The following is a 15118-nucleotide window of genomic DNA, read 5'->3' on the forward strand; positions in this document are numbered from 1 at the left end:
CGACGTCGCGCTACGCTTTGAGTGCGATGCGCGCCAGTGCCTCGAAGACGTCTCGTCCGGCACCGTAGGCCGGGTCGAATTGCAGCGCATCGCGCGCGCATTTCGCCGTGATCTCGGGTGCGATGTCCAGAGACGGTCCCATCATGCTCGTCGCCAGTTGAATCTCGCAGGCGCGGTTCAGCGTCCAGAGATAGGTGAATGCTTCCGGAATGCTGCCGCCCCACGAGAGCAAACCGTGGTTTCTCAGAATCACCGCTTGCCTGTCACCGATGCTACGAAGCAAGCGCGGCCCTTCGTCGGCATGCACCGTCACGCCTTCGAAATCGTGATACGCCACACGTTCCTGCAATTGCGCGCTATAGAAATTGTCGCTGCGCAGACCCGCAGCGGAACATGCGACGGCAACACCCGCTGTGGTGTGCGTGTGCATCACGCAGTGCGCCCCCGGCAACCCCTGATGCAGCGCCGCGTGCACGGTGAATCCAGCCGGATTGATCGGGTAGTCGCTGCCGCCAAGAATATTGCCCTGCCCGTCCACTTTGACGAGATTCAGCGGCGTCACTTCCGAATAATGCAGACCGAACGGGTTGATCAGGAACGCCGCCGGACTCGCGTGCGCCACGCGAAGCGTAATGTGGTTGTAGATCAGCTCAGTCCAGCCGAGATAGTCGAAAATGCGGTAGCAGGCGGCCAGTTCGCATCGCGCCGCCCATTCGGCGTCGCTCATGCCGTCCGGTCGCGTCAGCGATGCAAAGGCGGAATGTGGGGAATATTCGTTTTTCATGATTTTGCGTGTCTCCTGATCACCCAAAGGAGTCTACGCGGCCCCACTGCCCGCTTCGCGATTTCTGCTTAGGAATTCGTTAAGGGCGCTTACGAATGCGCAAATCCGGCGCGTCGATGCACATCTCGGATCACCGTGTCAGTGTCCGATACCAATCATCGACCCAGCGAATGAGGAAGGTGTGGAAACCGGCCGCTGCGGGAGATAGCTCGCGTTCCTTGGCGTGATAGAGACAGATCTGCCGGATCGTTTCCGGTTTTCCGGTGCGCCGCATGACCAGGTCCTGACTGCGGGCAAAGTCCTGCACATAGTCCGGCGCGAGTGTCACCGACAGTCCGGCACGCGCCATGCCGAATGCCGTGGTGACGTTCTCGACGATCTCGACGGGAAATACGCGGTTGTCCTCAGGCTGATCGCTGAGCATGCGCGCGACGCTGTACTCGTGATCGCGTCCGGTGGCGACGATGGCCGTTTCCCGCAACACCTCCCACGGTACGACGTCGTACCGCGCGAGCGCGTGCCGGGGCGAACACCAGACGACCCACGGACTTTCGAACAACGGCGTTGCACTCACGCGATCGCTCAGTGGCTGATTCGGACCAAGCGCAATATCGATTTCCCCGTCGGCAACCGAAGACACGAGATGCTCGACTTCAACGTCCGTTGGTCGAATCGTCACCTTCGGATGGAGTTCGCGATATGCCGCGATGGCGTCGGGCAACACGGCCGCGCAAAGTACCAATGGCGCTCCCACGCGGATGACACCGGATGCACGGTCCCGGATGTTTTTCGCGGACCGCTCTGCCGCGTGGAGCTGCGTCATGGCGGCGGTGGCAGCAGGCAGAAAGTCCGCGCCTGCGACGGTCAGCGTGACGCGGCGAGTCGTCCGGTCAAAGAGCCGAAAGCCGACTTCGCGCTCCAGCTCGCCGAGCAACTGACTCACCGCAGACGGTGTCAGGCACACCCGATCCGCCGCACGCGCGATGCTCCCACAGTCCACGATCGCGAGAAACGTTTCCAATTGACGCGCATTTAGTCGGCTTAGCGGCATAAGAGAAATCGATATCTAAGAATCCTTACTGACAAATGCCGCAAACCAGACCGCAAGACGCAACGGAAAATGGCGGAAAGCAGCCGGAGTCGAACCGACCTGGGAGCGTCTGACGCCCCCAACCGGGTTTGAAGCCCGGCCGCATCACCGGATACGGATGCCTTCCTTCAGACGAAGCAATTTCACTTGCTCGATGATGAGGTTGACGTCCGCGCACCGCGCGAAACCGTCACCTTTGATGCCGCGACCGGCAAACTTCGCTACGCCGCGCCCCACGCCACCCCGGGTCGCCGCACATGCCGGTCACCAACGCGGCGAGTATATCCCGCACGGTCGAAGAACTCCAGAATCTGAATCGCGCGCTTGCGTCCCAGACCCGTCGCATCCCGAAACGCTCCAGCCTCGACCCGACCGTCGCCCTCCGCAACGATGTCCGCGAGCGCCTGCACACACGCGTCGTCATAGAACAGGTCCTTCACGATTTGATGCACCCTCCCCTGACGCGCAAGCTTGCGCAACACGGCACGCACGCGCTCCTCAGGCACGTTCAGGTCGCGCCCCATATCGCGCACCCACGGCGGATCGAACCGGCCCTGCGCCACCTTCGGCAACAACGCCTCGGCCAACGCCGTCTCCTCGGCCGTCATTTCGACGCGATGGGTCGGCAGATGCCACCACGCCCCCGTACGCGTCACCGCACCTTCGCTCAGCAACGCCTGCACGACGATGCGCCAGCGGCTGGCCTCCAGCGACGGCCACGTCATGCGCCCAAGCCGCGCCGCATCGAGCCCCGGCTCGTCGGGCATGCGTGCGTGATAGTCGCCAAGCGACGCCACTACTCGGGCACGCATCGCCTCCCATGCTTGCGGTGAGAAGGCCAGCGATTCGCCCTCACCACCCGACAGCACAACGGCGTCCGACGGCCACGACCATTGCGACGCAGGCAAACCGGTAATCGCCACAACCTGCTGGCTCGTCAGCCCGTACGGTGCCTGCGTCAACAATGCACTCAGACCGTTGCCATCGAGGTACTGCGCTACGGCATCCAGCCACGCCAGACGCCCCGCCGAACGACGCTTGCGCTCAGGTGCCGCAGGATCGAGCACGCGTCCGCCGCCAACGGTTGCCGTCGCCTGCGGATTGCGCACGATGAAGCGATCGCCCGGCATCGTGCACACGGGCGTATCGAAGACCAGTTGCACACGCATCGACGCGCCAGGGGCGAGCGTGTCGCCCCCCAACAGGACGGTGCGTGCCTGCACATGTGTCGTTCCTAAATGCACATGCAACGGAAACCATTGCGTGAGGGGCGCGCTGCCGTCCAGCCAATGCATGTCGACGTCCACATGTGTGGAGGGCGACGACAATCCCGACGCGACGATCCAGTCGCCACGCTTAAGCTGATCACGCTCGATGCCCGCCAGATTCAGCGCACATCGCTCGCCCGCGCGGCCCGCCTTGTCCGCTTCTACCGGCCGGTTCTGCGCATGGATGCTGCGCACTCGCACCGGCAAGCCCTGCGGCATGACCGTGAGGTTGTCGCCCACGCGCACCATGCCAGCGAACGCGGTGCCCGTCACGACCGTGCCGTGCCCTGCCAACGTAAAGACGCGGTCGACGGCCAGACGGAACAACGCATCGTCGCGACGCATCGCATTGCCCGACGCACGCAACGCGTCGGCCGCCTGCGTCAGATGCTCACGCAGCGTCGCCACACCGGCGTCGCCCGGCGTGGTCGCCGATACGGGCACCACGTCGGCCTGCGCGAGCGGCGTATTCGCGAGCCATTGCGAGATCTCTTGCGTCACGGCGTCCAGACGCGCGCCGTCCACACGATCGGCCTTCGACAAGGCCACTACACCGCGCTTCACACCGAGCATCGTCAGAATCGCCAGATGCTCGCGCGTTTGCGGCATGATGCCGTCGTCGGCGGCAATCACCAGCAACGCGAAGTCGATGCCAACCGCCCCCGCCGCCATCGTATGAATCAGTTTCTCGTGCCCGGGAACGTCGATGAAGCCCAGCACCTCGCCATCCGGCAACGGTGTGTAGGCATACCCAAGTTCGATGGAAATGCCGCGCGCCTTCTCTTCCTTGAGACGATCGGTGTCGACACCGGTCAGTGCGCGAACGAGGCTCGTCTTGCCGTGGTCGATGTGACCCGCGGTGCCTACGATCATGCGCGCAACTCCTCAAACTGACGCGAAAGACGCATTTCGTCATGCGCCTCGAGGCAGCGCAGGTCGAGCCAGAGTGTCTGATCGGCAATGCGTCCGATCACCGGATAAGGCAAGCCTCGCAGCGCCGCCTCGAGCTTTGCGAGCGCACGGCCGCTGCCACGCTTGCCGCCGCCCGCAGGGGCAATCGCCAACCCGTAGCTCGGCAACTGCTCGACGGGCAAGGCACCGCTGCCGATCTGGCTGACCATCGGCGCGGCGATCACGGTGTAGGCCTCGCCCAGCGACTTCGTCAGCACCGGCACCAGCCGCTCCGCCTGTGCCGCCATCTCGGCGCGCGTGCGCGTGAGGAGACGCAACGTCGTCAACCGTTCGGGCAGATGGTCAGGATCGCGATACAGACGCAGCACCGGCTCCAGCGCCGCGAGCGTCAGCTTGCCAACGCGAAGCGCGCGTTTTAACGGATGCTTCTTGATCTTTGCGATGAGGTCCTTACGGCCGACAATCATGCCCGCCTGCGGCCCGCCAAGCAGCTTGTCGCCGGAGAACGTGACGAGATCGGCACCGGCCGCAATCGTCTCCTGCACGGTTGTCTCGTGCGGCAATCCCCAGCGCTCCAACGGCGTGAGCGTGCCGCTGCCGAGATCGACGGCCACCGGCACGCCGTGCGGCTTCGCGATCTCCACGACTTCCGACACATCGACGCTCTTGGTAAAGCCCGTCACCTCGTAGTTACTGCAATGCACCTTCATCAGGAGCGCCGTCTTCTCGCTGATGGCATTGCGATAGTCGGCCGCATGCGTGCGGTTCGTCGTGCCGATCTCGACGAGCTTCGCCCCCGCATGCGTCATGATGTCCGGGATGCGAAACGCTCCGCCGATTTCCACCAGTTCTCCGCGCGACACCACCACTTCACGACGCTTCGCCAGCGTCGCCAGCATCAGCAGCACGGCCGCCGCGTTGTTATTGACGACCGTGGCCGCTTCGCCGCCGGTCAGTTCGCAGAGTAACGGGGAGATGAGGTCGTCGCGATCGCCACGCCCGCCCGTCGCCAGATCGAATTCGAGATTGGCCGGTGTCGTGAGCGCCTGCACGACCGATTCGACGGCCGCCTCGGGCAGCAACGCGCGCCCAAGATTCGTATGCAGCACAGTGCCGGTGAAATTGAAGACGGGACGCAGCGTCGCGCGATTGCGCTCGGTCAATCCCGTCTTGATGCGCTCGCCGAATGCCGACGGACTCAACGCGTCGTGCGAGAGCGTGCCCGCAAGCGCTGCTGCACGGCATTCGTCGAGATCGCGACGCAACGCCGCCGTCACCTGAGTGCGTCCAAAGTCGGCCACGGCGGTCTGCAACTCGGACATTCCCAACAGGCGGTCGAGCGACGGCAGATCCGCCGCGCCGGCGCGCATGCGACCCTCGTCGGCCACTGGCATTGCCCCGCTTGCGTCTTTCATCAGGCTTCCTCGGCGTTTTGCCAGAGCAACGGATTGCCGTTGGCGCGCGCGTATCCCGCCTCGCCCATCAGCACGTCGAGCGCAAGGCTTGCGAGATCGTCCGCGACCGGCTCCACGAACGGGTCCTTGTCCTGATAGAAGATCTTGCGGTAGCTATGACAGTCGTCGCACGACTCCGCCCGGATGGGCGACGATGCAACGCGCTTGCCCGCTTCGTCGAGCATCGGCCGCCCATCTTTGCCCTTGAGGAGTCCGCCGTCGGCTGCGGCCACGTCTTCGCCCGAGGCAGCGGCATCGCCCGCCGTGTCGACGACGTGATACGCCACGTGCTCGCTCGCTTCGCAATGCGTGCACTTCACCCGCACCATGTGCCATTCGGTCGAGCACAGGCCACAGGCCAGATAGCGATAGCCCTCGTGCGCGCCGCCAATGCGAACCACGCTCGCCACCGGCAACGTGCCGCACACCGGGCACACATTGGGCACGTCGAGCATCGGCACTTCGCCTGCGTCGAATGTGCTGGCCACGCCTGTCCAGAGCACTTGCAGCGCCGCCATCAGGAACGGCGCGCTCGCCGCATCCACGCCCTTTCCGTGCCCCGCAAGCAACGCCTGCGCGCCCGCTTCGAGCGACGCCGGATCGGCCGCGCGCACGCGATCGATCACCGTCTTTACCGCCGGGGACACGCCGGGCTGCGACGCCACCGCGTCGAGCAACGGCGTGAGCAGCGGCTGCCAGCGACCGGCATCGTAGCCGCCGCTCGCAGGGACGAGCGGCATGCAGTGCTGCTGTGCCTGTTCGATCGATTCGGGGGACGGACGCTCGGCCTGGAAATTGTCGAGCACGCGTTGCTGCGCGTCGACCAGTGCGGCCATCAGTCGCAGGTAATCGCCCAGCGGATGGCCGTCGGCCAGTTGGCGCAGGCGTGCCGCACGGGCCGAAAAGACTTCGGCGCGTTGCGGCATGCGCAGACGGGGGATGGAGGTGCGATCGAGGGACTCGATCTGTCCGGGTTCGAGAATGCGTTGCAAGGTGGCCGGCCTCGTAAGAGCGTCCGACCACCAGCAGGGCCGGACTTATTTGTTGAGTTGCTTGTACCAGGCGCGATGGTGTTTCCACGCCCAGCCGCGGGTGACGGTGCCGCGCGTCATGGCTTGCACGGAACCCTTGATCCAGATCGCCGCGTAGATGTGCGTAATGATGCCGCAAATCAACACGAATGCACACACCGCGTGTACGTCGGAGGCGAGACGGATCACCCAGATCGGGAAGTAGAACGCGAAGTACGCGCGCCAGATCACGATACCCGAGAGCAACAGGCCGATCATGCACAACACCATCACGTAGAACAGCAGCTTCTGCCCGGCGTTGTAACGGCCGACTTCCGGCAGATTCTCTTCGCGATTGTTGAGCACGTCGCCGATGTTCTTCATCCACTCGGTGTCGCGCTGTTCGAACTTGTTGTAGCGTGCAAGCCGCATGGCGAGCCACACAAAAGCCACGAACATCACCAGACCGACGAACGGGTGCAGAATCCGCGTCCACGGTCCACCACCGAACAGATTGGTGAGCCAGAACATCGACGGATGAAACAACGCCAGCCCGGACAGCGCGAGCAGAATGAACGTGCCCGCGACGATCCAGTGGTTGATGCGTTCCGCCGCGTTGTAGCGCTCGATCAGTTCGTCCTTGCCGTGCTTGTGATCACTCGAATCAATCGACATGGTCAGACCTCCTCGTGCGTGACAACGCCCTTCTGGCCGTCGGGACCGTCGCCCTTGCGGGATGCATCGTACCGGCGGGCTTCCTCTTCATCTTCCTCGGTCGTTTCGTTCGGACCGGTCTTGATGTAGTGGAAGAAACCGGCAATTGCCGTGAACGCCATCGCAGCCACGCCCAGCGGTTTGGCGATGCCCTTCCAGAACGTCACCATCGGACTGATGCGCGGGTTGTCCGGCAGACCGTGATACAGCGACGGCTTGTCGGCATGATGCAGCACGTACATCACGTGCGTGCCACCCACGCCCGCCGGATCGTACAGCCCGGCGTTGTCGAAGCCCCGCGACTTCAGGTCTTCGATACGCTCGGCCGCCTGATCCTTCATAGCGTCCTTGGTGCCGAACATGATCGCCCCCGTCGGGCACGTCTTCACGCAGGCCGGCTCCAGCCCCACCGACACGCGGTCGGAGCAAAGCGTGCACTTGTACGCCTTGTGATCCTTCTGCGAGATGCGCGGGATGTTGAACGGGCACCCGGTAATGCAGTACCCGCAGCCGATACAGGCCTCTTCGTGGAAGTCGACGATGCCGTTCGCGTATTGCACGATTGCGCCCGGCGACGGGCACGCCTTCAGGCAGCCCGGGTCCTCGCAATGCATGCAGCCATCCTTGCGGATGAGCCATTCGAGGTCGCCCTTCGGGTTCTCGTACTCGGTAAAACGCATGAGCGTCCAGGAGTCCGCCGTCAGGTCTGCCGGGTTGTCGTACACGCCGACGTTGGTCCCGACCTCGTCGCGCAGGTCGTTCCACTCCATGCACGCCGTCTGGCAGGCCTTGCAGCCGATGCACTTCGAGACGTCGATGAGTTTGGCGACGTCGCCCGTGTGCGCTTCACGCACCGAGGGCGACGGCAAGGTCGTTGCCGAGCGCCGTTTGATATCCAGTGATTGCAATGCCATGGCGCCTCCTTATGCCTTCTCGACCTTCACGAGGAACGACTTCACCTCGGGTGTCTGCGAATTCGCATCGCCCACAATCGGCGTCAGCGTATTCGCGAGGAACCCGGGCTTGGTCAACCCCTTGAAGCCCCAGTGAATCGGAATCCCCACATGGTGAACCGTCTTGCCGTCGATCTTCAGCGCACGCAGGCGCTTCGTAACGACCGCCTTGGCCTTGATGTAGCCCCGGTTGGACGACACCTTGACCATGTCACCCGCGACGACCCCGACTTCCTTCGCCAGCGCTTCGCCGATTTCGACGAACTGCTCGGGCTGGATGATCGAGTTCAGCAACGCGTGCTTGGTCCAGTAGTGGAAATGCTCGGTCAGGCGATAAGTCGTTGCCACATGCGGGAAGTGCTCGGCCGTACCCATCGTCGCCAGATCGTCCGGGAACACCCGGGCACCCGGATTTCGCGTGGCCTTCGGTTGCTTCGGATGGAACGGGTTGTAGCCCAGCGGCGTCTCGAACGGCTCGTAATGCTCAGGGAACGGGCCCTCTGCCATGGCGCCCTTGGCGAAGAAACGCGCTACGCCCTCGGGGTTCATGATGAACGGACTCATGCCACCGGCCGGATCCTCGTCGACCTTGAAGTCCGGCACGTCGGCACCGGTCCACGCCTTACCGTTCCAGTAGACCAGCTTGCGCTTCGGGTTGAACGGCTTGCCTGCGAGGTCGGCCGACGCACGGTTGTACAAAATGCGACGGTTCGCCGGCCACGCCCACGCCCAGTTCAGCGTCTGACCGATGCCGGTCGGGTCGCTGTTGTCGCGTCGTGCCATCTGGTTGCCTGCCTGCGTCCATGCGCCCGCGAAGATCCAGCAACCCGACGAAGTACTGCCATCGTCCTTGAGTTCGGCAAACCCGGACAACTGCTCGCCGGCCTTGCGCGTGACCTTGGTCGGATCCTTCGGATCGACGATGTCCTTGAGCGCCCGGCCGTTGTACTCCTTGGCGAGTTCTTCGGGCGACGGGCTCTCCGGCTGGGCGTACGGCCATGACAGGTTGACGATCGGGTCGGGATACTTACCGCCCTCTGTCTTGTACATCTCGCGAAGGCGCAGGAACAGCGCCGACATGATTTCGATGTCGGTACGCGCCTCGCCTGGCGGCTCGCCCCCTTCCAGTGCCATTGCAGCCAGCGCCCGGAGTTGACCAGTGCGCCGTCCTCTTCGGCGAAGCAGGTCGTCGGCAAGCGGAACACTTCCGTCTGAATCTTGCTGGAGTCGACGTTGTTGTGCTCGCCGAAATTCCGCCAGAACTCCGACGTCTCCGTCGCGAGCGGGTCCATGACGACGAGGAACTTGAGTTGGGCGAGCGCCTTGTCCCACTTGACTTTGGCCGGCGTCGCCGCGATGGGGTTGAAACCCTGCGCGATGTAGCCGGTCATCTTGCCCTTGCTCATCAGTTCCTGCACTTGCAGCATGTCGTACGGCTTGTCGAGCTTGGGCAGATAGTCGTAGCCCCAGTTGTTCTCGGCCGTGGCGGCATCGCCCCACCATGCCTTCATCAGGCTCACGTAGAACTTCGGATAGTTCTGCCAGTAGCTGAGCTGGTTCGGACGCAACGGCTTTTGCGTGCGCGCCGTCAGATATTGCTCGACGGTCTGCTCCGCCTGCTTGGGCAGCGACATATAGCCCGGCAGCAGATCGGTCATCAGCCCCAGATCGGTCAGCCCCTGGATGTTCGAGTGACCGCGCAGCGCGTTCATGCCGCCGCCCACCGCCCCGATATTGCCCAGCAGCAACTGCACCATGGCACCGGTACGAATGATCTGCGAGCCGATCGAGTGCTGCGTCCAGCCGAGCGCATACAGGATCGTCATGGTGCGCGTCGGGGTGGAGCACTCGGCGATCTGCTTGTAGATGTACTCGACCTTGTCGGCCGGCGTGCCGCACACGCGCTCCACCATATCGATGGTGTAACGCGAGTAGTGCTGCTTCATCAACTGGAACACCGTACGCGGGTGTTGCAGCGTCGGGTCGGTGAGAACGTAACCGTCCGCGCCCTTCTGGTAATCCCAGGAGGACTTGTCGTAGGTGTGTTTCTCGTCGTTGTAGCCCGAATAGATGCCGTCTTCGAACGAGAACTCGTCTTTCACCAGGAAGGTGAAGTCGGTGTAGTTCTTGACGTACTCGTGCTGGATCTTGTCGTTCGTGAGCAGGTAGTTGATCAACCCGCCGAGGAACGCAATGTCCGTGCCGGTACGGATCGGGGCGTAATAGTCCGCGACCGATGCCGAACGGTTAAAGCGCGGGTCGACGACGATCAGGCGCGCCTTGTTGTGCGCCTTCGCCTCGGTCACCCATTTGAAACCGCACGGGTGTGCCTCGGCTGCGTTGCCGCCCATGATGAGTACCAGATCCGCGTTCTTGATGTCGACCCAATGGTTCGTCATCGCTCCACGGCCAAACGTCGGGGCAAGACCTGCCACCGTCGGGCCGTGTCAGACACGTGCCTGGTTATCGAATCCCAGCATCCCGGTACTGCGGATGACTTTGTGCGTGATGTACCCGACTTCGTTGCTCGACGCCGACGCGGCCAGCATGCCGGTGGTGAGCCAACGGTTGACCGTGAGACCGTCGTCCGTCTTTTCGACGAAGTTGGCGTCGCGGTCGGCCTTCATCAGCTTGGCGATGCGATCGAGCGCGTCGTCCCACGAAATGCGTTCCCACTTGTCGGACCCCGGCTTGCGGTACTCCGGATGCGTGAGACGGTTCGGGCTGTGGATGAAGTCGATGAGACTGGCGCCCTTCGGGCACAACGTGCCGCGGTTGACCGGGTGGTCGGGATCGCCTTCGATGTGAAAGATGCTCTTCTTAGCATTCTTCGCACCGTCGCCGTAGCTGTACATGAGCAACCCGCAGGCCACAGAACAGTACGGACAGGTATTACGGGTCTCGGTCGCTCGCGCGAGCTTGAACTGACGGACTTCCGCCAGCGCCGCGTCGGGCGCGAACCCGAGCATTGCCAGGCTGGACCCTGCCAGCGTTGCGCCACTCACTTTGAGGAACTGGCGCCTGGACATATTAAGCATGGGGGAATTCTCCTCAAATTTTGGGTAACTTTGCGGGAGTGTGTTGAGTATAGAGCAAACAAGTAATGATTTCCGTGACTTAGCACAAACCATGCCGCATATTGCGTTGAGCGCCATCGCGGCTGATTTCATGGGAACTTCCTTGACATTTTGGTATTCTGAGCGTCACTCTGGTCACCGTCCCCGGTAATGGACACATTGCCCCCTGAAGATGACGTGACGAACCTGATCGCATGTCCGAACTGCGACACGCTCCACCGTCGCATGGACCTGCCGCCGAGCGAGACCGCTCGCTGCGTGCGTTGCCACTCGGTTCTTTACCGCTCCCCCGACCTGCGTCTGTCGCGCGTGCTTGCGCTCACCCTGACGTGCCTGATCGTGTTCGCCATCGCCAACGCGTTCCCCATCGTCGAGATCGAGGTGCAGGGCATCTATACCGAGACGACACTCGTGGGTGCCGCGTGGGCGCTGTATCGCGAGGGCATGTGGCTCGTCGCGCTGCTCGTGTTCGCCACGACCGTACTGTTTCCCCTGTCGCAACTGCTCGCGCTGATCCATTTGGTCACACCGCTCTCGCTTGGCCGACGGCCCTATGCGGTGTTTCAGGTGATGCGCGCCATCGAGTTTTGCCGCCCCTGGGGCATGATCGAGGTGTTCATGCTCGGGGTACTGGTTTCGCTGGTCAAACTCTCGGCCATGGCGAGCGTGCTGCCGGGCATTGCACTGTGGGCCTTCGGCGCGCTGACGATGTTGCTCGCGCTGGTGCTGTCGTACGATCTGCGCAATCTGTGGATCGTGATCGACCGCACGCCTGACCCGGCGGTGGAAGCGCTGAAGGCGCAAAAGGCCACCGACGCCCGGACGGTGACGCGATGAAATACCTCTCGGCCAAAGCGGCGGGACTGGTCGCCTGCCACGTCTGCGGGCGTCTGTCGCGCGAAGTGCAAACCGTCGAAAAGGAGCGTTGCCCGCGATGCGGCACGGTGCTTCATCAGCGCAAGGTCGACAGCCTCACGCGCACCTGGGCCTTGCTCATCGCGGCGGCGATCCTGTACATTCCCGCCAATGTTCTGCCCATGATGCAGACGCGCTCGCTGCTAGGAAACTCCAGCGACACGATCATGAGCGGCGTGATCTATTTCTGGACGAGCGGCGAGTACGATCTGGCCATCGTCGTCTTCACAGCGAGCATTCTCGTCCCGATGCTCAAGCTCATTGCCCTATCGCTGCTGTGCTTTACCGCGCAGCGCGGCACCCGCTGGAAACCGCACCAACGCACCAAGCTGTATCACATGGTCGAGTTCATTGGACGCTGGTCCATGCTCGACGTCTTCGTCGTCGCGCTGATGGTGGCGCTCGTGAACATTCAGTCGCTGGCCGTGATTCAGGCCGGTCCGGGCATCGTGGCTTTCGGCTCCGTGGTCGTGCTCACGATGGTGGCCTCCATGCAGTTCGACCCTCGCCTGATCTGGGATCAGATCCGCGACGACGATACCGAACAGGACGATCATGACTGACCCGAAAGACTCGCAAGACCCGAAAGCCGTGCCACCACCCGGGGCAGACAATCTGCCGACCCCGGCTATCGAACCGCGCAAGCGCTGGGCGCCCTCGCTCGTCTGGCTGATTCCGCTGGTCGCCGCCGTGATCGGGCTGTCGCTGGTGGCTAAAGTGCTCATCGAGCGCGGGCCGAGCGTGACCATCGACTTCAAGTCGGCCGAGGGACTCGAAGCGGGCAAGACCAAGGTCAAGTACAAGGAAGTCGATATCGGCACGGTCAAGAGCATCGAACTGTCGGAAGACCTCTCGCATGTGCGCGTCACCGTCGATCTCACCAAGAACGCGAAGAAGTTCGCCGTGAAGGATTCGCGCTGGTGGGTCGTGCGCCCACGTGTGGCCGGTGGCAGCGTCTCCGGTCTGTCGACGCTCCTCTCCGGCGCCTACATCGGTGCTGACGCAGGTAAGGCCAAGGACTCGGCGAGCCACTTTGTCGGATTGGAGGTGCCGCCGGTCGTCTCAAGCGGCCAGCCGGGCAAGCAGTTCGTGCTACACGCCAGCGATATCGGCTCGCTCGACATCGGCTCGCCGATTTACTATCGCCGCATTCAGGTCGGTCAGGTCGAAGCGTTCGCGCTCGATTCGGACGGCAAGGGCGTGACGCTGCGCGTATTCGTGCAGGCCCCCTACGACCAGTACGTCGGGTCCAATACACGCTTCTGGCACGCCAGCGGCATCGATTTGCGACTCGATTCGAGCGGATTCCAGGTCAATACGCAGTCGCTCGCGTCGGTCGTCATCGGCGGCATCGCCTTCCAGGCCCCGAACGACTCGGGCGCTGGCGTCATGGCCAAGGCCGGGCAGGAATTCCGTCTGGCCGCCGACGAAGCCACCGCCATGAAGGCTCCCGACACGCACCCGGTGCGGGTCGTGTTCCGCTTCCAGCAGTCGCTGCGCGGGCTGGTCGTCGGTGCGCCGGTCGACTTCCGGGGTATCACGCTGGGTGAAGTGACGTCGATCGGCGTGGAGTTCGATCAGGCTACCAAGCAGATCAACATGCCGGTGACCGTCGATGTCTACCCGGATCGCCTGCGCCGTCGCGATCCGAAGAACAGCGTGCCACCGACGGAACTGAACAGTCACCGGATTCTCGACGCACTTGTGCAGCGCGGCCTGCGCGGCCAGTTGCGCACCGGCAATCTGCTGACCGGCCAGCTGTACGTGGCGCTCGACTTCTTCCCGAACGCGAAGCCCGCCAAGGCCGAGATGGTCGACGACATGCTGGCCATGCCGACGGTCCCCAACACGCTCGACCAGTTGCAGCTTCAGATTGCCGATATTGCCAGCAAGCTCGACAAGATTCCGTTCGACAGCATCGGACAGAATCTGGACTCGACGCTGCGCAAGCTCGACAAGACGATGGATAGCGCACAAGGGCTGTTCCGTCAGCTCGACGGCGAGATCGCGCCGGAAGCCAAGGCCACGCTGGGCGAAGCGAAGAAGAGCTTCGGTGCGGCCGAGCGCACGCTCTCCGAAGACGCGCCGGTGCAGCAGGACGTCCGTCAGGCCATGCAGGAACTGACGAAGACGCTGCGCTCCCTCAATACCCTCGCCGACTACTTGCAGCAACATCCCGAAGCGCTGCTGCGCGGCAAACCGAAGGACCCGCAACCATGACGAGGCCGACCGACATGACCCGTAGCCCGCGCCAGCGTGCAATACCGATGGACGGCGACATTGCGGTCCTGCCCGCGATAGCCCGGAAAGCAGGACTCGCCGCTGTGGCAGCCCTCGCGCTGGCGCTTGCTGGCTGTGCCTCGCCGTCGTCCACGTTCTATACGCTCACTGACGCGGGTGCCGGGGCAGGTGGCACCGCCGCGAACGCCACCACGGGCGCAGCAGCGCCGGCAACGCCGTACGCTTTGGAGGTGTCGCCCGTGGCCGTGCCCGAACAGGTCGACCGGCCGCAGATCGTCGTCACCCGTGGTGGCGGACGCGTCGACATTCTCGAGGAATCCCGCTGGGCTGCCCCGCTCAAGACCGAGCTGACGTCGACGATCTCCCGCGACCTGACGCAACGTCTGGGCGCGATGGACGTCTATGGCTTGCCGCGCGCCGACGGGCTTGCGGTCTATCGCGTGTCGACGTCCGTCCAACGGTTCGAATCGACGCCGGGCGAACAAGCGGCGCTCACGGCCGTCTGGAGCGTGCGAAAAGTGCCGGGCGATATCGTGCTGACGTGCCGCTTCTCGGGGACGGAGCCCGCTGCGTCGGGCATCGCCGACGTCGTCGCGGCACAGCGTAAGCTCGTTGACCGTCTGGCCGACGGCATCGGCAACGCCATCGCCACCAGCGCACAGGGCACGACGCCCCGCTGCCAGAACTAAGCCCGAACGCA

At 63.5% G+C, this 15118-nt stretch carries 11 protein-coding genes, 1 tRNA gene and 1 pseudogene; 4 read left to right on the plus strand and 9 right to left on the minus strand.

Annotated features, from left to right (window positions below):
• Positions 1-10 precede the first annotated feature (10 nt).
• The 9 genes and pseudogenes from NA29_RS16275 to fdnG form a co-directional block, all read right to left on the minus strand.
• The gene (locus tag NA29_RS16275; protein ID WP_072633453.1) at positions 11-784 is read right to left on the minus strand and encodes a class II aldolase/adducin family protein; all 774 of its coding nucleotides are present in this window, start codon (positions 782-784) and stop codon (positions 11-13) included.
• Positions 785-914: 130 nt separating this feature from the next.
• Positions 915-1805, minus strand: a complete 891-nt coding sequence (locus NA29_RS16280) for a LysR family transcriptional regulator (protein WP_306592127.1) — start codon at positions 1803-1805, stop codon at positions 915-917.
• 100 nt (positions 1806-1905) lie between these two features.
• Positions 1906-2001 (minus strand) — tRNA-Sec (locus tag NA29_RS16285).
• Positions 2002-2095: 94 nt separating this feature from the next.
• Entirely contained in the window at positions 2096-4015 is a 1920-nt protein-coding gene (gene selB, locus NA29_RS16290) for a selenocysteine-specific translation elongation factor (protein WP_039399601.1), read from the minus strand.
• Positions 4012-5469 carry an L-seryl-tRNA(Sec) selenium transferase gene (selA, locus tag NA29_RS16295; RefSeq protein ID WP_224786844.1) on the minus strand — a complete coding sequence of 486 codons (1458 nt, stop codon included), beginning with the start codon at positions 5467-5469 and terminating at the stop codon, positions 4012-4014. Before selA ends, selB begins: the two co-directional genes overlap by 4 nt.
• Positions 5469-6500 carry a formate dehydrogenase accessory protein FdhE gene (gene fdhE / locus NA29_RS16300; RefSeq protein ID WP_084103824.1) on the minus strand — a complete coding sequence of 344 codons (1032 nt, stop codon included), beginning with the start codon at positions 6498-6500 and terminating at the stop codon, positions 5469-5471. Before fdhE ends, selA begins: the two co-directional genes overlap by 1 nt.
• Positions 6501-6545: 45 nt before the next feature.
• Positions 6546-7193: a formate dehydrogenase subunit gamma gene (locus tag NA29_RS16305; RefSeq protein WP_039399605.1), complete on the minus strand. Its 648-nt coding sequence runs from the start codon at positions 7191-7193 to the stop codon at positions 6546-6548.
• Positions 7194-7195: 2 nt separating this feature from the next.
• Entirely contained in the window at positions 7196-8146 is a 951-nt protein-coding gene (gene fdxH / locus NA29_RS16310; protein ID WP_039399606.1) for a formate dehydrogenase subunit beta, read from the minus strand.
• A gap of 9 nt (positions 8147-8155) precedes the next feature.
• Positions 8156-11223 (minus strand): annotated as a pseudogene (gene fdnG / locus NA29_RS16315) (formate dehydrogenase-N subunit alpha).
• A 216-nt stretch (positions 11224-11439) separates the two neighbouring features.
• Here fdnG and NA29_RS16325 point away from each other — a divergent pair.
• The 4 genes from NA29_RS16325 to NA29_RS16340 are packed head-to-tail and all read left to right on the plus strand — an operon-like array spanning position 11440 to position 15107.
• Positions 11440-12099, plus strand: a complete 660-nt coding sequence (locus NA29_RS16325) for a paraquat-inducible protein A (protein WP_306592128.1) — start codon at positions 11440-11442, stop codon at positions 12097-12099.
• Positions 12096-12740: a paraquat-inducible protein A gene (locus NA29_RS16330; protein WP_039399609.1), complete on the plus strand. Its 645-nt coding sequence runs from the start codon at positions 12096-12098 to the stop codon at positions 12738-12740. The genes NA29_RS16325 and NA29_RS16330 overlap by 4 nt, the downstream gene beginning before the upstream one ends.
• The gene (locus NA29_RS16335) at positions 12733-14397 is read left to right on the plus strand and encodes a PqiB family protein (protein WP_039399611.1); all 1665 of its coding nucleotides are present in this window, start codon (positions 12733-12735) and stop codon (positions 14395-14397) included. The genes NA29_RS16330 and NA29_RS16335 overlap by 8 nt, the downstream gene beginning before the upstream one ends.
• Positions 14394-15107, plus strand: coding sequence for a PqiC family protein (locus NA29_RS16340; RefSeq protein ID WP_084103826.1), 714 nt, complete (start codon positions 14394-14396; stop codon positions 15105-15107). Before NA29_RS16335 ends, NA29_RS16340 begins: the two co-directional genes overlap by 4 nt.
• The last annotated feature ends 11 nt before the right edge of the window (positions 15108-15118 follow it).

It is taken from the genome of Pandoraea sputorum, assembly GCF_000814845.2.
Taxonomy (GTDB): domain Bacteria; phylum Pseudomonadota; class Gammaproteobacteria; order Burkholderiales; family Burkholderiaceae; genus Pandoraea; species Pandoraea sputorum.

Bases quoted from the DNA above. Each gene is read 5' to 3' on its own strand.
- NA29_RS16275 (WP_072633453.1), bottom strand. From the start codon at position 784: ATGAAAAACGAATATTCCCCACATTCCGCCTTTGCATCGCTGACGCGA.
- selB (WP_039399601.1), bottom strand. From the start codon at position 4,015: ATGATCGTAGGCACCGCGGGTCACATCGACCACGGCAAGACGAGCCTC.
- selA (WP_224786844.1), bottom strand. From the start codon at position 5,469: ATGAAAGACGCAAGCGGGGCAATGCCAGTGGCCGACGAGGGTCGCATG.
- NA29_RS16305 (WP_039399605.1), bottom strand. From the start codon at position 7,193: ATGTCGATTGATTCGAGTGATCACAAGCACGGCAAGGACGAACTGATC.
- fdxH (WP_039399606.1), bottom strand. From the start codon at position 8,146: ATGGCATTGCAATCACTGGATATCAAACGGCGCTCGGCAACGACCTTG.
- NA29_RS16330 (WP_039399609.1), top strand. From the start codon at position 12,096: ATGAAATACCTCTCGGCCAAAGCGGCGGGACTGGTCGCCTGCCACGTC.
- NA29_RS16335 (WP_039399611.1), top strand. From the start codon at position 12,733: ATGACTGACCCGAAAGACTCGCAAGACCCGAAAGCCGTGCCACCACCC.
- NA29_RS16340 (WP_084103826.1), top strand. From the start codon at position 14,394: ATGACGAGGCCGACCGACATGACCCGTAGCCCGCGCCAGCGTGCAATA.